This window comes from Mycobacterium sp. 2YAF39 (assembly GCF_052114565.1).
In the GTDB taxonomy this organism is placed as follows: Bacteria; Actinomycetota; Actinomycetes; order Mycobacteriales; family Mycobacteriaceae; genus Mycobacterium.
The window spans coordinates 228,873-244,213 of the sequence record NZ_JBFREZ010000004.1 but is presented as its reverse complement, the minus strand read 5'-3'; the positions used below and the strand labels follow the sequence as shown (position 1 = coordinate 244,213).

15 protein-coding genes are annotated in these 15,341 nt (G+C 66.4%); 11 read left to right on the top strand and 4 right to left on the bottom strand.

Annotated features, from left to right (window positions below; all coding sequences use genetic code 11):
- Positions 1 to 2 precede the first annotated feature (2 nt).
- From boxC to fdxA, 4 genes are read left to right on the top strand one after another with little or no spacing between them, the layout of a single operon-like run.
- The gene (gene boxC / locus AB4Z42_RS14150; protein ID WP_442009813.1) at positions 3 to 1,703 is read left to right on the top strand and encodes a 2,3-epoxybenzoyl-CoA dihydrolase; all 1,701 of its coding nucleotides are present in this window, start codon (positions 3 to 5) and stop codon (positions 1,701 to 1,703) included.
- A 5-nt stretch (positions 1,704 to 1,708) separates the two neighbouring features.
- On the top strand, positions 1,709 to 3,280 hold the full coding sequence (locus tag AB4Z42_RS14145; RefSeq protein WP_442010046.1) for a benzoate-CoA ligase family protein: 1,572 nt from the start codon (positions 1,709 to 1,711) through the stop codon (positions 3,278 to 3,280).
- Positions 3,277 to 4,281 (top strand): NAD(P)/FAD-dependent oxidoreductase, encoded by a 1,005-nt coding sequence (locus tag AB4Z42_RS14140; RefSeq protein WP_442009812.1) that lies wholly within the window; start codon positions 3,277 to 3,279, stop codon positions 4,279 to 4,281. Before AB4Z42_RS14145 ends, AB4Z42_RS14140 begins: the two co-directional genes overlap by 4 nt.
- Entirely contained in the window at positions 4,269 to 4,613 is a 345-nt protein-coding gene (gene fdxA / locus AB4Z42_RS14135) for a ferredoxin (RefSeq protein WP_442009811.1), read from the top strand. The genes AB4Z42_RS14140 and fdxA overlap by 13 nt, the downstream gene beginning before the upstream one ends.
- 4 nt (positions 4,614 to 4,617) lie before the next feature.
- Here fdxA and AB4Z42_RS14130 read toward each other — a convergent pair whose 3' ends face one another.
- Positions 4,618 to 5,313 carry a class I SAM-dependent methyltransferase gene (locus AB4Z42_RS14130; RefSeq protein WP_442009810.1) on the bottom strand — a complete coding sequence of 232 codons (696 nt, stop codon included), beginning with the start codon at positions 5,311 to 5,313 and terminating at the stop codon, positions 4,618 to 4,620.
- A gap of 53 nt (positions 5,314 to 5,366) precedes the next feature.
- Between AB4Z42_RS14130 and AB4Z42_RS14125 the strand changes: the two genes are divergently transcribed.
- A complete protein-coding gene (locus AB4Z42_RS14125; RefSeq protein ID WP_442009809.1) occupies positions 5,367 to 5,936 on the top strand; it encodes a TetR/AcrR family transcriptional regulator in 570 nt (189 codons plus the stop codon).
- On the opposite strand, the gene AB4Z42_RS14120 is transcribed toward AB4Z42_RS14125, so the two are convergent.
- The gene (locus AB4Z42_RS14120; RefSeq protein WP_442009808.1) at positions 5,933 to 6,559 is read right to left on the bottom strand and encodes a TetR/AcrR family transcriptional regulator; all 627 of its coding nucleotides are present in this window, start codon (positions 6,557 to 6,559) and stop codon (positions 5,933 to 5,935) included. The two genes, AB4Z42_RS14125 and AB4Z42_RS14120, sit on opposite strands and share 4 nt — an antisense overlap.
- A 102-nt stretch (positions 6,560 to 6,661) precedes the next feature.
- Here AB4Z42_RS14120 and AB4Z42_RS14115 point away from each other — a divergent pair, with 102 nt between their 5' ends.
- From AB4Z42_RS14115 to AB4Z42_RS14105, 3 genes are read left to right on the top strand one after another with little or no spacing between them, the layout of a single operon-like run.
- Complete coding sequence (locus AB4Z42_RS14115) at positions 6,662 to 8,044, top strand: cytochrome P450 (protein ID WP_442009807.1); 1,383 nt, start codon at positions 6,662 to 6,664, stop codon at positions 8,042 to 8,044.
- Entirely contained in the window at positions 8,044 to 9,372 is a 1,329-nt protein-coding gene (locus AB4Z42_RS14110) for a cytochrome P450 (protein ID WP_442009806.1), read from the top strand. The genes AB4Z42_RS14115 and AB4Z42_RS14110 overlap by 1 nt, the downstream gene beginning before the upstream one ends.
- Positions 9,373 to 9,394: 22 nt before the next feature.
- Positions 9,395 to 9,841 carry a YiiD C-terminal domain-containing protein gene (locus AB4Z42_RS14105; RefSeq protein WP_442009805.1) on the top strand — a complete coding sequence of 149 codons (447 nt, stop codon included), beginning with the start codon at positions 9,395 to 9,397 and terminating at the stop codon, positions 9,839 to 9,841.
- A gap of 4 nt (positions 9,842 to 9,845) precedes the next feature.
- Here AB4Z42_RS14105 and msrA read toward each other — a convergent pair whose 3' ends face one another.
- Positions 9,846 to 10,355: a peptide-methionine (S)-S-oxide reductase MsrA gene (msrA, locus tag AB4Z42_RS14100; protein WP_442009804.1), complete on the bottom strand. Its 510-nt coding sequence runs from the start codon at positions 10,353 to 10,355 to the stop codon at positions 9,846 to 9,848.
- On the bottom strand, positions 10,352 to 10,813 hold the full coding sequence (gene msrB, locus AB4Z42_RS14095) for a peptide-methionine (R)-S-oxide reductase MsrB (protein WP_442009803.1): 462 nt from the start codon (positions 10,811 to 10,813) through the stop codon (positions 10,352 to 10,354). Before msrB ends, msrA begins: the two co-directional genes overlap by 4 nt.
- A 122-nt stretch (positions 10,814 to 10,935) precedes the next feature.
- Here msrB and AB4Z42_RS14090 point away from each other — a divergent pair, with 122 nt between their 5' ends.
- From AB4Z42_RS14090 to AB4Z42_RS14080, 3 genes are read left to right on the top strand one after another with little or no spacing between them, the layout of a single operon-like run.
- The gene (locus AB4Z42_RS14090; RefSeq protein WP_442009802.1) at positions 10,936 to 11,442 is read left to right on the top strand and encodes a nuclear transport factor 2 family protein; all 507 of its coding nucleotides are present in this window, start codon (positions 10,936 to 10,938) and stop codon (positions 11,440 to 11,442) included.
- On the top strand, positions 11,439 to 12,461 hold the full coding sequence (locus AB4Z42_RS14085; protein WP_442009801.1) for an NAD-dependent epimerase/dehydratase family protein: 1,023 nt from the start codon (positions 11,439 to 11,441) through the stop codon (positions 12,459 to 12,461). Before AB4Z42_RS14090 ends, AB4Z42_RS14085 begins: the two co-directional genes overlap by 4 nt.
- Positions 12,462 to 12,500: 39 nt before the next feature.
- The gene (locus AB4Z42_RS14080) at positions 12,501 to 15,275 is read left to right on the top strand and encodes an ATP-binding protein (RefSeq protein WP_442009800.1); all 2,775 of its coding nucleotides are present in this window, start codon (positions 12,501 to 12,503) and stop codon (positions 15,273 to 15,275) included.
- Positions 15,276 to 15,341: the final 66 nt, after the last annotated feature.

Genomic DNA, 15,341 nt, shown 5'->3' with positions numbered 1-15,341 from the left:
TCATGACCGCCGTTACGACTGCAGCCGCCATGCGGGGCGATGCACCCGCCGTCGCGTTTGCGACCGAACCCTCCGGATATCGACACTGGCGGTTGCAGACCGACGGGTCGATCGCGACGCTTACGCTCACCGTGGACCCGCACGCCGGTCTCGTCCCCGGGTACAAGCTCAAGATGAACTCGTACGACCTGGGTGTCGATATCGAGCTCTACGACGCCGTCCAGCGACTGCGATTCGAGCATCCGGAAGTGAAGGCCGTCGTGGTGACCGGCGGAATGGAACGGATGTTCTGCGCAGGGGCCAACATTGGGATGCTGGCGCAGTCACCACACACATGGAAGGTGAACTTCTGCAAGTTCACCAACGAAACCCGCAACGGCATCGAGGACGCGACGGCTTACTCCGGCCAGACGTACATCGCTGCGCTCAATGGCACGGCGGCAGGTGGTGGATACGAACTGGCGCTGGCGTGCGACCAGATCGTCCTGGTCGACGACGGCTCGTCTGCAGTATCCCTCCCCGAGGTTCCGTTGCTAGGCGTCCTGCCCGGCACCGGAGGGTTGACGCGGGTGGTCGACAAACGCAAGGTGCGAAAGGACCTTGCGGATGCGTTTGCTACGAAATCAGAAGGGGTGCGAGGGGATACCGCCGTCGAGTGGGGTCTCATAGACGAGACGGTGCCCCCGGCGCGCTTTGATTCACGAGTTCGAGCGATCGCTGAGAAGGCCGCCGACAACTCCTCACGGCCTAACGATCCGGAGGGCGTCGCCCTGACGCCACTCTCAAGATCGACCGAGGACGATGCGATCGTCTACCGCTACGTTCGCGCGACGTTGCACCGCGCGGAGCGACGTGTCGACATCGTGGTGTCGGCACCTCGTTCGGCGCCACCGCCCGACGCCGGCGGAGTCATCACTCAAGGTGCGGACTACTGGCCGCTGGCGCTCACTCGCGAGCTGGATGACTTGATCCTGCACCTGCGAACAAACGAAATCGAGCTGGGCACTTGGGTGTTCCGCGTCGTCGGCGAGCGCGATCGGGTACGAGCATATGACCGGCAACTTCGCGAGCTCGCGGATGACTGGTTCGTCAACGAGGTCATCCACTACTACAAGCGGACACTCAAGCGGCTGGATGTGACGAGCCGCAGCCTTTTCGCTGTAATCGAGCCGGGCAGCGCATACGTCGGCCTCCTGTTGGAGCTGGCGCTGGCCAGCGATCGCCAATACATGCTCGAGGGGATATATGAAGATGCCGGACCGGACGCATCTCCCGCCGCTCTCGAAGTGACGGAATCGAACTTCGGCGCGTTTCCGATGGGCAACGGGCTGACGCGGCTGGAGTCCCGCTTCTATGGCCACCCCGCGCTCCTCGCCGCGGTGGCCGACCGAATCGATGAACCCCTGTCTGCGGATGTCGCCGGTCGGCTCGGGTTGGTCACATCTGTTCTCGACGACATCGATTTCGGCGAGGAACTTCGCATCATCCTCGAAGAGCGGGCGGCGTTGTCGCCAGACGCGTTGACCGGCATGGAAGCCAACCATCGGTTCGTCGGGCCGGAGACCCAGGAGTCGAAGATCTTTGGCCGACTGACCGCCTGGCAGAACTGGATCTTCGTGCGGCCCAACGCAGCCGGCGCTGACGGCGCGTTGAGGCGATACGGTACGGGTGCACGCGCAAGCTTCGACACCCAGCGGGCGTGAGCGCGATGGACTTTTTCAACGCCGCCGACTTCCTGGTACACCGGCAGGTACGGGAGGGAATCGGCGACAAGGCCGCGCTGATCGGCTCTCACACGCTGACCTACCGAGAGCTCTCCAACGATGTGGCACGGCTCGCCGGTGGACTCCGCGCGCTTGGGTTGCGACGCAACGACCGGGTCGTGATGGTGATGAGCGACGACGTCGAGATGGCTACCACAGTATTGGCCGCCTTCCACGCCGGTCTGGTTGCGGTGCCGGCGTCGACGATGCTGACCAGCGGAGAACTCGGGCAGATACTGCGAGACGCAGGTGCACGGGCGGTCATCGCCACAAGGGACTATGTCGACGCGGTGCTTCCCGAAGCCGAATCCTGCAGTGACATAAAGAACTTCATAGTCGTCGACGCCGACGACGACCTGATGTCCCGGCCATTCCGTGCTGATCTGAGAATCCATTTGTGGGCAGACCTGCTCGGCGATCCGGAGGTCCCCGCCCTGACGCAACCTGACACCGGTGCGTTGTGGCTCTACACCTCCGGCACCACGGGTAAACCGAAAGCGGCCATGCATCGCCATGCAAACATCCGCCATGTATACGAATCCTTCGGCCGCCGAACCCTGAACATCCGACAGGAGGACCGGTGTCTGTCGGTGGCGAAGATGTTCTTCGCATACGGCATCGGCAACAGCTTGTTCTTTCCCCTGGCGGCGGGCGGTACCGCAGTCCTGCAACCTCTGCGGCCTACGCCCGACTCGATGGGCGAGCGGTTGGCGTCAACCGCGCCGAGCCTGTTCTTCGCGGTGCCGACCTTCTACTCGAGTCTGGTGCAGTCCGAGTTGCCCGAGGATTCTTTCGCGTCTGTACGTCTGTGCGTTTCGGCCGGTGAGGTGCTGCCGGTCGCGGTCCACAGTCAGTTCAAGGATCGGTTCGGTGTCGACATCCTCGACGGAATCGGCTCAACCGAGGCGCTGCACATCTTCCTGTCCAATCGTCCAGATGACATTCGTCCCGGCACCACCGGAAAGCCGGTTCCGGGCTACCAGATCGAGGTCCGAGACGACGAAGGATGTACCGTCGCGCCGGGAGTACCCGGGGACCTGTACGTCTGCGGAGAGTCGATCGCCGCCGGCTACTGGCAACGACCAGAGGCGAACCATGCTGTCTTCCAAGGAGGATGGCTTCGAACCGGCGATACCTATGTCATCGACGAGTCCGGCTACTACAAGTGTCTTGGACGGTCCAACGACCTCCTCAAGGCCGGCGGCATCTGGGTTTCGCCCGCCGAAGTCGAGGGTCGCCTACTCGAACACCCGTCGGTCGCCGAAGCCGCAGTCGTCGGCGCTGCCGGCAGGGACGGAATCGACAAGCCGGTAGCGCTCGTTGTCCGCGTCCCCGGCCACGAAGACGTCGGCGCTGTCGAACTGATCGAATGGTGTCGCAGGGGTCTGGCCGCCTTCAAACTGCCGCGCGCTGTTGAATTCTCCGCCGAGTTGCCCAGGACCGCGACCGGGAAACTGCAGCGCTATCGCGTGAGAGAGATGCTGGCCCACGTCATGTCGCCGCAGGTTGCACAGTGACGACGTACGACGTCGACTTGCTCGTCGTCGGAGCCGGCCCGGTGGGTCTGTACGGGACCTACTACGCCGGCGTCCGTGGGCTTCACACGGCGGTCATCGACTCGTCGACCGAACCCGGCGGGCAAGTCACCGCGATGTACCCGGAAAAGCAGATCTATGACGTCGCAGGCTTTCCCGCAGTCAAGGGACGCGACCTCGTCGATGCACTGAGTGAGCAAGCCGCATCCGCGAACGCCACCTACCTGCTGGGCCAAGAGGCCCGACGACTCAGGACGGGCGCTGACCACCGACACCTCATCACGACCAGCACCGGTGACGAGATCCGCTGCGGGGCTGTGGTCATCACAGCTGGTATAGGGGCATTCGAGCCGCGCAGACTCGCCGTCGGTGAGGACTACCTCGGCAACGGACTTGAGTACTTCGTTCCTGATCCGGAACCGTACGACGACCTTGACGTGGTCATCGTCGGTGGCGGTGACTCCGCGCTCGACTGGGCGCTGATGCTCGAAGACATCGCGGCATCCGTCACCGTCGTGCACCGGCGCACTTCGTTCCGCGCACACGCGTCTACCGTGATGCAGGTCGAAAGATCATCGGTGAGTGTCCTGACAGATGCCGAGGTGCGCTCGATCGGCGGCAACGGCACGATCACCCATGCGGACGTTGCTATCAAGGGATACAACGAGATTCGCCGGCTGCACTGCCAGCGCGTGATTGCGGCGCTCGGTTTCATAGCGAGTATGGGTCCGCTGCGGGACTGGGGGTTGACGCTGCGTGACAACCGGCACATCGTCGTCGACTCGGCGATGCGGACCGCGCGGGCCGGCATCTTCGCCGCTGGGGATGTCGTGGAGTACGACGGCAAAGTCCGGCTGATCTCCACCGGCTTCGGTGAGGTGGCGACGGCGGTGAACAACGCTGCCGTACACATTCACCCGGACGCGCAGCTTTTCCCCGGACATTCCACCGACGACGCGGGCGGTCAGCGATGCCGTACGTGATCGCCAGTCCGTGCATCGATGTCATGGACCGGTCGTGCATCGAGGAGTGCCCGGTCGACTGCATCTACGAAGGGGAGCGGAAGCTCTACATCAATCCAACCGAATGCATCGATTGCGGTGCGTGCGAACCGGTTTGCCCGGTCGAGGCCATCAGTCAGGACCGGCGGGTGCCCGATGAGGACTCCGACTTTGTCGAGGACAACCGGCAGTTCTTCGCCACTGTGCTGCCCGGGCGCGACGAACCCATCGGGTCGCCTGGCGGCGCCGGCGGGATCGGACCCGTCGGTGTCGACACCATTCTCGTGGCTCGCGACGACAGGCGTGGCCGCTAGCTCGCTACAGCGCCTCGCCGGGTACGCCGGACACGCGTTCCAGCACCCGCATCGACCCGGTCGCGGACACCTCGCGGAAGTCGCCTGTGTCGAGCGCCCTGCGGTACACGTGGAACGGCGCCTGACCGCCTTCGTCCGGATTCGGGAACACGTCGTGAATGATCAGCCCGCCGCCGACCTGCACCCACGGGACCCAGCCGTCGAAGTCGCGCTGCGCGGCCTCCTCGGTGTGGCCGCCGTCGATGAACAAGAGCCGCAACGGTGTTCGCCAACCACGCGCGACCGTTGTCGATCGCCCGACCACCGCGACGACGTGGTCGTCGACACCGGCGGCGTCCAGGGTGTGGCGCAGCGTCGGCAGCGTGTCGAACAATCCGGTTACCGGATCCACCTTCGACTCGTCGTGGTACTCCCAGCCCGGCTGATGTTCTTCGGAACCGTGGTGATGGTCGATCGTGTAGACGACGCCGCCGCACTGCTGGGCCGCCGCGCCGAGCAACAACGTCGACTTGCCGCAGTACGTACCGATTTCGACGGCTGCTCCGTCTCCCAGATACCGGACTGCGGTGTCGTACAGCGTGCGTCCCTCGTCTGCGGGCATGAAACCGGTCACCTGATCGGCGAGTGTGAACAGCCGCGCGGCGGCGTCGGGCAGGGCGTTGTCAGCGCCCTTGGAGAGGGCAGTGTCTGTAGTGCTCATGGAGGTCAACCTACCGTTGCTGGTCAATGGCAGTTGTAGTAGCGTCCGGACATGTGTCCGACACGGCCCTAGAGTCGACTCGGCGCCGTCTGACCGCCAAACAGGCCGACACCGTCGATCGTCTGGGCAGGGCCGCGGTCGAACTCCTTTGCCGCGATGGTTTCACCGGTCTGACCGTCCGCAGAGCGGCCGCCGAGGCCGGCGTGGGGGCCGCCACCGCCTACACCTATTTCTCGTCGAAGGAGCACCTGGTCGCCGAGGTGTTCTGGCGCAGGCTCGTCGCATCCCCGCCCGCGTCTCATGAATCCGGTGACCCGGCCGCACGCGTCATCGAGGTGCTGCGGCACATCGCCCTGCTGGTCGCCGACGAACCCGAGTTCGCGGGCGCGGTGACCAACGCGCTGCTGGGTCGGGACCCCGACGTCGAGGTGCTGCGGGTGCGCATCGGACGCGACATCCGTGACCGGCTCGCCGCGGCGCTGGGAGCCGACATCGATCCCGACGTCATCGACTCGCTGGAGATGCTGTACTCCGGCGCACTCGTGCGTGCGGGGATGGGCTACGCGTCGTATACCGAGATCGCCCAGCGACTGGAGAAGTCGGCGCGGCTGATCCTGAGCTAGGCCACGTTGGACGGGCCGAGGATGGCCGTCGACGCCTTGATGGCGGGTTCGACGATGCCCTGCACATCGCGTCCGTCCTCAACGAACAGCGCGGTCAGTTCGCGTAGACCGCCGAGCACGATCAGAGCCAGCGGCCGCGACAGCGGTGAGATCTGCGCGCGCCGGAAGCCGGGGCTGTCGCTGAGCTCGACCAACATGTCGGTCAGATGTTCCATGGCCACCCGATGCAGCGGCTGGGCAACCACGCCCAGAGCGGGAAGTTCGCGGATCCAGCTCAGCGTGATCGCGGGCCGCGCCTCGATGTGGCCGACGTACGCGCCGACGGCCTGGCGGATCTGCTCCTGCCAATCCGCCTGCGGGTCGACCGCCCTGCGGATGTTCGTGATCAGGATGTCGTTGTTCCGGCGCAGCAGCTCGATGAGGCAGTCTTCCTTGCTGCCGAACTGCTCGTAGAAGGTGCGCTTCGAGGTGCGGGCGTGCCGGACGATGTCGGCAACGGTGGTGTCGCGAAAGCCGCGTTCGACGATCGATGCGGCCATGCCGTCGAGCAACCGGTCCCGGAACGGATCGGCGAGCTCACCAGACTGCGAATCGTGCGCACCCGCGTTGACCGCAGTCGTCATCTCACCTCCCTGGGAGCCTTGCGAAGGCCTGGTACCAACCGGTACCGTACTACACGAACCCGCGGTACCGCGTAGTACCACGTAGACGGCTGGGAGCGAGTCATGAGCGAAGGGCCCACGCACGATGGGCAGGGGACGGCGATCCTCGACGAGCCGGCCACCACCCCCCACGCCGCGAAGCTGCCGCCCGGCCCGAGGCTGCCCAAGCTGGTGCAGGGCATCGGCTATGCGGTCTCGCGGACCCGGATGTACGAGCAGATCGCGCGCCGCCACGGCGACGTCTTCACGCTGAACCTGCCGGTGTTCGGCCCCACGGTGATCGTGGCCGACCCGCAGTTGGCCAAGCAACTTTTCATGGCCAGCACCGACGACGTCGGCAATGTGCAGCCCAACCTGTCCAGAATGCTCGGTGACGGATCGGTGTTCGCCCTCGACGGTGTCGACCATCGGCTGCGACGCAAGCTGCTCACTCCGCCGTTCCACGGCAAGAGCATCAAGAACTACGAGAAGATCTTCGAAGAGGAGACCCTCCGCGAATCGGCGAATTGGCCTCAGGGGCAGGCATTCTCGATTCTCGAACCGATGATGCGTATCACGCTCAACGTCATACTGCGCGCGGTGTTCGGCGCCGACGGCCAACAGCTCGACGATCTGCGGCGCATCATTCCGCCGTGGGTCACGCTCGCCTCACGGTTGGTGGTGTTGCCCGCGCCGGACCGCACTTTTGGCCGCTACACGCCGTGGGGCAGACTCGCCGAGTACCGCCGCCAGTACGACGGGGTCGTCGAGCGGCTGATCGATCGCGTCAGCGCCGACCCGGACATCGACCGCCGCGACGACGTGCTCGCGCTGCTCCTGCGCAGCTCCTACGAGGACGGTTCGAAGATGTCGCGCAGCGACATCGGTGACGAGCTGCTGACGCTGCTTGCGGCCGGGCACGAAACAACCGCCTCCACCCTCGGCTGGGCGTTCGAACGCATCAGCCGCCATCCCCAGGTGCTGGCAGAGCTGGTCGGCGAGGCGGCCACCGAGGACAACGAATACCGGCAGGCCACCATCCTCGAGGTGCAGCGCGCCCGCACGGTCATCGACTTCGCGGGCAGGCACGTCTACGCGTCCACCTTCGAGCTCGGCGACTGGGTCATCCCGCGCGGATATTCCATCGTCGTCGCCATAGGGCAGCTGCATGGCCGCGCCGACGACTTTCCCGACCCGGAGCGGTTCGACCCGACACGTTACATCGGTACGCGTCCGCCGACCTTCGCGTTCGTCCCGTTCGGTGGCGGCACCCGTCGGTGCGTCGGCGCGGCGTTCGCCAACGTCGAGATGGATGTGGTGTTGCGAACGGTGTTGCGGCACTTCGTGATCGACACGACCGAAGCTCCCGGCGAAAAGGCACACTCACGCGGTGTGGCCTTCACCCCGAAGGACGGCGGTCGCATCATCGTGCACCGCCGCGAAACCCCGCTGGCCCAGGAGAAGTGATGACCGACGCCGCGATCGTCGACACCCAAGCCCGCGCGACGTCAGCCAAGCCGCTGCCCGCGGTGCGCCTGCCGAAGCCGGTCCAGATGGCCCTGCTCGCGGGCTTCCGCCGCCGGTTCATTCAGAGCGCGGCACACAGATACGGTCCGGTCTTCGAGATCAACGTCCCGTTCTTCGGCCGGAGCGTGGTGGTTTCCGACCACGCACTGGCGCGGCAGGTATTCCTGGCCAGCACCGACGACCTGATCAACGTGAAGCCGAACCTCAGCAGGATCTTCGGGCCGGGATCAGTCTTCGCGCTCGACGGTACGGAGCATCGCGCGCGCCGCAAGCTTCTCGCGCCGCCGTTCCACGGGCAGAGCATCAAGAACTACGAGAAGGTCATAGAAGAGGAGACGCTGCGCGAGACGGCGGCCTGGCCCGAGGGCCGCGAGTTCGCGACGCTCGAGCCGATGAACCGGATCACCCTGAATGTCATCCTGCGCACCGTATTCGGCGCCGACGGTTCCGAACTGGACTACCTGCGCGAGATCATCCCGCCGTGGACCAAGCTGGGTTCGCGGATGGCCACCCTGCCGGAGCCGAAGTTCAACACCGGCAAGCGCAGTCCGTGGGGCCGGCTGAAGGAGTTTCGCCGCAACTTCGATAGGACGGTGTTCGCGCTGATCGAAAAGGCCGAGGCCGATCCGCGGCTCGAGGAGCGCACCGACATCCTGGCGCTACTGATCGGCAGCCGGTACGAGGACGGCACGCCGATGTCTCATCAGGACATCTCCGACGAACTTCTCACCCTGCTCGGCGCCGGCCATGAAACGACCGCCTCGACGTTGGGCTGGGCGTTCGAACGGTTGCGCCGCCATCCCGGCGTTCTCGCCAAGCTCGTCGAGGAGAACGACGAAGGCGGCAACGAGTTCCGCCAGGCCACAATCGTTGAGCTGCAACGCAACCGGACCATCATCGACTTCGCTGGCCGTCACGTCCAGGCTCCGCATTTCGACCTCGGCGACTGGCGGATCCCACGCGGCACCACGGTGTTGATCTCGATCGCCAACGTGCACGCCGATCCCGGGGCCTTCGCGAATCCCGAGACCTTCGACCCGAACCGGTTCGTCGGCACGAGGGCCCCGACCGCGTGGATACCGTTCGGCGGCGGCACCCGCCGGTGCATCGGCGCCGCGTTCGCCAACGTCGAGATGGACGTCGTGCTGCGAACAATCCTGCGGCACTTCGTGATCGAGACCGATCACGCCCCCGACGAGAAGATTCACTTCCGGGGTGTCGCCTTCACGCCGAAGGACGGCGGCCTCGTCACTGTGCACCGGCGCTGACGCTCTCGGCTAGGTTCGTCGTATGAGTCTTGCCGACATGATGAACGGCGCGATGGAGACCACCATCCCCGCGGCACACAAGATGGGCATCAAGGCGGTCGAGGCGCGCCGCGGTTACGCCGCGGCCACCGTGCCTGCCGAGGGCAACGGCAACCACTTCGGTGTCGTGTACGCAGGTGTCGAGTTCACCGTCGCCGAGATCCTCGGTGGGATCATCGCGATCGCGAGCTTCGACGCCGCCGAGTACTACCCACTGGTGAAGAAGCTGGACATCGAGTTCACCGCCGCCGCGCGCAGTGATCTACGCGCCGAAGCGTCGCTGAGCGAGGACGAACTCGCTCGCATCGAAACCGAGGCAGCCGAAAAAGGTAAGGCCGACTTCGTGCTGGACGCTGTGGTCCGCGACGAAGCCGGCCAAACCGTTGCCGTCACCCATGGGCTCTACCAACTGCGAGCCCACGGGAAGTAGTTCTCTAGACCTCTGCGCGTTTGGGCAGCTTCCAGCCGGCCCGCGGGAAGTGGCAGGTGTATCCGCTCGGATAGCGCTCCAGGTAATCCTGGTGCTCCGGCTCTGCCTCCCAGAAGTCGCTGGCCGGAGTCACTTCCGTGACCACCTTGCCCGGCCACAGGCCCGACGCATCGACATCGGCGATGGTGTCCAGCGCGACGGCCTTCTGGTCTTCGTCGGTGTAGAAGATCGCCGACCGGTAACTCGTGCCGACGTCGTTGCCCTGCCGATTCTTGGTGGACGGATCGTGGATCTGGAAGAAGAACTCCAGCAGTGCGCGGTAGTCGGTCTGCGCGGGGTCGTAGATGATCTCGATGGCCTCGGCATGGCCGGGGTGGTTCCGGTACGTCGCGTTGGCGTTCTCCCCCCCGGTGTAGCCCACGCGGGTGTCGACGACGCCGGGCTGCTTGCGGATCAGGTCCTCCATACCCCAGAAGCAGCCGCCGGCCAGAATCGCCTTCTTGGTCTCACTCATGCCTGTGCCTCCTGGTTCTTAAAAAGCTTCTTGTAGTCCCCGTACCCCGCGGCGTCCAGGTCGTCGAGATGGACGAACTTCAGCGAAGCGGAGTTGATGCAGTAGCGCAACCCGCCCTCGGATCGTGGGCCGTCGTTGAATACGTGCCCGAGGTGGCTGTCGCCGTTCGCCGACCGCACCTCGGTGCGCACCATGAACAGCGTGCGGTCGCGCTTCTCCACCACGTTGGCGGCATCGACCGGTTTGGTGAAGCTGGGCCAGCCAGTGCCGCTCTCGAATTTGTCGACCGATGCGAACAACGGCTCGCCGGACACGACGTCGACATAGATGCCGGGTTCGTGGTTGTCCCAGTACTCGCCGGTGAACGGCCGCTCGGTGCCGTTCTCCTGAGTGACGTGGTACTGCTCAGGCGACAACGCGTCGACCGCGGCGGGATTCTTGTTGTATTGCTGCGTCATAGTGCCTGTATAACTACCGGCGCCAAGCTGGTGTTCCTCGCGGAGATTACGGATCTGTGATGCGTGCGGCGTCGCAGGCAGGCGCTCGACAAACATCAGTAGAACGTGTTCTAGTTCTGGGTGTGACTGGCAGCACTTTCAGCCGCGACGAGCTGGCCGCGGCGTTCCAACAATTCGAGGCGACGGTCGATCGCGCGGCACAGACCCGCGACTGGGATCCGTGGGTTGAGCAGTACACACCCGGCGTCACCTATGTGGAGCACGCAGCGGGAACCATGCGGGGGCGCGAGGAGGTGCGGCCCTGGATCTGGCGGACGATGGAGAGCTTCCCCGGCAGCTACATGACGTCGTTTCCGTCCCTGTGGTCGGTGATCGACGAGCCGACGGGACGGATCATCTGCGAGCTGGACAACCCGATGCGCGACCCCGGCGACGGGACCATCATCACCGCCACCAACATCTCGATCCTCACGTACGCAGGCGACGGGCTGTGGCGCCGCCAGGAGGACGTCTACAACCCGCTGCGCTTCGTGAAGGCCACCGTGAAGTGGTGCCGCAAAGCGTCCGAACTCGGCACGCTGCCCGACGAAGCGGCCGAGTGGATGAAGCAGTTCGGCGGACAGAAGTGACCTCACTGGTCATCGGCGCGAACGGCTATCTCGGCTCGCACGTCACCCGCCAGCTCGTCGGCAAGGGCGACGACGTGCGGGTGATGGTGCGCGACGGCGCCAAGACGATCGGGATCGACGACCTCGATGTCACGCGGTTCGTCGGCGACATCTGGGACAACGAGACTCTGCGCGCCGCGATGGCCGGTGTCGAGGACGTGTACTACTGCGTCGTCGACACCCGCGGCTGGCTTCGTGACCCCGCGCCGCTGTTCCACACGAACGTCGATGGCACGCGCAATGTGCTGGAGATCGCGAAAGATGCTGGGCTGCACCGGTTCATCTTCACCAGCAGTTACGTCACCGTCGGTCGCAAACGCGGGCGCATCGCCACCGAGAACGACGCCATCGTCGACAGGGGTTTGACGCCGTACGTGCGTTCCCGGGTGCAGGCCGAAGAGCTCGTGTTGTCCTACACACGGGAGCACGGACTGCCCGCCGTCGCGATGTGCGTGTCCACCACGTACGGCGCGGGTGACTGGGGCGGGACCCCGCACGGGGCGATCATCGCGGGCACCGCCTTCGGCAAGTTGCCGTTCGTGATGGACAAGATCGAGCTCGAGGCGGTCGGTGTCGACGACGCGGCACGAGCGATGATCCTGGCGGCCGAGCATGGCCGGGTCGGCGAGCGCTACCTGATCTCGGAGAAAATGATCAGCAACGCCGACGTTGTGCGCATCGCGGCCGAGGCGGCCGGCGTGCCGGCGCCCACCAGGTCGATTCCGCTGCCGATGTCCTATGCGATGGCTGCGCTCGGCAGCGCGAAGGCCAAGCTGCGGGGCACCGACGAGCAGCTGTCGATGGGGTCGCTGCGGCTCATGCGGGCCGAGGCGCCGGTGGACTGCACCAAGGCCAGGACGGAACTGGCTTGGGAGCCAAGGCCCGTCGAGGAGTCGATCGCCGAGGCCGCGCAGTTCTGGGCGGGGCTGCGCGCGGCCAGACGGAAGAGCAAGCCATCCCCCGAGGGGGCCACCGGCTAGCCTGAAAGCCGGAATTCAAGATCAACCACGGCGGTGTGAATGGCGGGCAACGATCAGCGCCTGCTCGGACGAAACGACGAGTGCGAGGCGCTGGACGGTTTGATCGGGGCTGCCCGCGTAGGGCAGAGCCAGGTGCTCGTTCTGCGCGGGGAGGCCGGGGTCGGCAAGACCGCGCTGCTCGACTATGTGGCGCAGCGCGCGGCCGGGTTCCGCACGGCGCAGGCCACCGGCGTCGAAGCCGATGTCGACCTCGCGTTCGCCGGTCTGCATCAGTTGTGCTCACCGCTGCTGGACCGCCTCGACCGCCTGCCGGGGCCCCAGCGTGACGCATTGGCGACGGCGTTCGGACAGAGCGCAGGCCCTGCCCCCGACCGGTTCCTCGTCGGCCTTGCCGTGCTGAGCCTGATGTCGGAGGCCACGCACGACCAGCCGCTGATGTGCGTCATCGACGACGCGCAATGGCTCGACCGGGTGTCGGCGCAGACGCTCTCGTTCGTCGCACGGCGCCTGCTGGCCGAGCCGGTGGCGCTGGTGTTCGCCGTCCGCGACGGTCACGACGATGAATTGAAGGGATTGCCCGAGTTGACGATTCGCGGCCTGTCCGACGGTGATGCGCGCGCGCTGCTCGCCACGGTGATCCGCAGCCGCCTCGATGAACGGGTGCGCGAGCGGATCATCGCAGAGGCGCGGGGCAATCCGCTGGCGCTGCTGGAGCTGCCCCGCGATCCCGCAACGGGCGAAGGCGGTTTCGGCCGTCCCGGCGCACGCGCGCCGTCGGGCCAGATCGAGCAGAGCTTCGTGCGGCGGGTGCAGTCGCTTCCCATGCCCACCCAGAAGTTGCTTCTCACCGCGGCGGCAGAACCGGTCGGCGACAAGGCACTGCTGATCCGGGCGGCCCGGCGGCTGGGGATCTCGCCGGAGGTCGCCGCGCACGCCGAGGCGGAGGGGCTGATCGAAATCGGTACCCGCGTGCGCTTCCGCCACCCGCTGATGCGCTCGGCGGCCTACCTCGCAGCAGGCGGCGACGATCGCAGGGCGGCCCACCGCGCACTCGCCGAGGAGACCGATCCGCAGGCCGATCCCGAGCGTCGCGCATGGCACGGCGCAAACGCCACCTTCGGCACCGACGACGCCGTGGCCGACGACCTGGAGCAGTCGGCCGACCGGGCCGTGGCCCGGGGTGGCGTCGCCGCCGCCGCGGCGTTTCTGGAACGGGCGACGGAGCTGACGGCCGATCCGGTGCGACGCGGTGCCAGGGCACTCGCCGCCGCCGAGGCGAAGTACGCCGCCACCTCGCCGGACGCGGCGTATGCCCTCCTGGCGATCGCGGAGATGAGCCCGCTCGACGATCTGCAGCGTGCGCAGGTGGCTCGCCTGCGCGCCCAGATCGCCTTCATGCGCAGCCGTGGCGGAGGCGGCGATGCACCGAAGGTCGCCGACGCGGCCCTCGGACTGCTCGCGGCCGCCCGCGGCCTGGAAGGACTCGACGACGCCCTGGCCAGGGAGACGTATCTCGATGCGCTCGGCGCTGCGATGTACGCGGGCCGGCTGTGTCCGTACGGCGGGCCGATCGTCGTCGCCGAACCGGCCCGTCATGCCCCGCCGGGACCACAACCGCCGCGCCCCAACGATCTGCTGCTGGACGGGCTCGCGATGCGATTCACCGACGGCCACACGGCGAGCCTGCCGACCCTGCGCGCCGCGATGACGCAGGTGCTCGAGGCGGGACGGCACGCCGACGGCGATGTCATTCGTTCGTTCTGGCAAGGCTTTCCGATAGCGCAGGAGTGCGCCGCGGGTGAATTGTGGGACGACGATCTGTGGCATGAGGTCGGAACGACCGCGGCCCGCCTCGCGCGCGAATCGGGCGCGCTCGCCATGCTTCCGCTCGCCCTGGCGACGCGGGCGGGCAGCCACGTGTTCGCGGGTGAATTCGATGCGGCGGCGGCGTTGATCGAGGAGGCGAACACGATCGCGGCCGCGACGGGATACGCGCCGGTGAGGTACCACCAGATATCACTCACCGTGTGGCGTGGTGCCGAGGCCGAGTCGTTGCGGCTGCTCGAGGGCACCACGGAGCTGGCGGGGTCTCGCGGCGAGGGCAGAGTCACCGGCTTGATCGGCTGCTTCACCGCAATCCTCAACAACGGTCTGGGTCGTTACGAGGAGGCGCTGCGCGCCGCACAACAGGCGTGCGAACACGAAGACCTCGGCCCCTACCGGATGTCGCTCGCCGAGCTCATCGAGGCAGGCGTCCGGTGCGGTGAGAGAGATGCGGCGATCGACGCGGTCAAGAGCATGGAGACGCAGGCGGCCGCAGGAACCGAATGGGCGCTCGGCACATTGGCGCGCTGCCGTGCCCTGGTCGCCGACTCCGATACCGCCGAGGATTTCTACCGGGAGGCCGTCGATCGGCTCGGGCGCACCAGAATGCGCGTCTACCTCGCACGGTCGCATCTGGTGTACGGCGAGTGGCTGCGGCGTGAGCACCGCAGGGTGGACGCACGCGAGCAGCTGAGCATCGCGCACGAGATGTTCGTCCGGATGGGGGCGGAAGGGTTCGCCGAGCGTGCCCGGCGCGAACTGCTCGTCACCGGGGAGAAGACCCGCAAGAGCACCGGCGGATCGGGCGAAGGGCTGACGGCGCAGGAGGCGCAGATCGCCCAGTTGGCAGGCACCGGGCTGACCAACCAGGAGATCGGCGCGCAGCTGTTCATCAGCGCGCACACCGTCGAGTGGCACCTGCGGAAGGTGTTCGCCAAGCTCGGCATCAAATCGCGTCGACAACTCCGCGGCCGCCCCGAGGTCACTTGAGCCCACGCACTACGGGATGACTACGGACTTTCAAGGGTCCGCATCGCGGTCGCGGTCGACATGCTG

What these genes read in the sequence shown, in the direction of transcription:
- boxC (WP_442009813.1), top strand. Translation starts at nt 3, where the DNA reads ATGACCGCCGTTACGACTGCAGCCGCCATGCGGGGCGATGCACCCGCC.
- AB4Z42_RS14145 (WP_442010046.1), top strand. Translation starts at nt 1,709, where the DNA reads ATGGACTTTTTCAACGCCGCCGACTTCCTGGTACACCGGCAGGTACGG.
- fdxA (WP_442009811.1), top strand. Translation starts at nt 4,269, where the DNA reads ATGCCGTACGTGATCGCCAGTCCGTGCATCGATGTCATGGACCGGTCG.
- AB4Z42_RS14130 (WP_442009810.1), bottom strand. Translation starts at nt 5,313, where the DNA reads ATGAGCACTACAGACACTGCCCTCTCCAAGGGCGCTGACAACGCCCTG.
- AB4Z42_RS14120 (WP_442009808.1), bottom strand. Translation starts at nt 6,559, where the DNA reads ATGACGACTGCGGTCAACGCGGGTGCGCACGATTCGCAGTCTGGTGAG.
- AB4Z42_RS14115 (WP_442009807.1), top strand. Translation starts at nt 6,662, where the DNA reads ATGAGCGAAGGGCCCACGCACGATGGGCAGGGGACGGCGATCCTCGAC.
- AB4Z42_RS14110 (WP_442009806.1), top strand. Translation starts at nt 8,044, where the DNA reads ATGACCGACGCCGCGATCGTCGACACCCAAGCCCGCGCGACGTCAGCC.
- AB4Z42_RS14105 (WP_442009805.1), top strand. Translation starts at nt 9,395, where the DNA reads ATGAGTCTTGCCGACATGATGAACGGCGCGATGGAGACCACCATCCCC.
- msrA (WP_442009804.1), bottom strand. Translation starts at nt 10,355, where the DNA reads ATGAGTGAGACCAAGAAGGCGATTCTGGCCGGCGGCTGCTTCTGGGGT.
- msrB (WP_442009803.1), bottom strand. Translation starts at nt 10,813, where the DNA reads ATGACGCAGCAATACAACAAGAATCCCGCCGCGGTCGACGCGTTGTCG.
- AB4Z42_RS14080 (WP_442009800.1), top strand. Translation starts at nt 12,501, where the DNA reads ATGGCGGGCAACGATCAGCGCCTGCTCGGACGAAACGACGAGTGCGAG.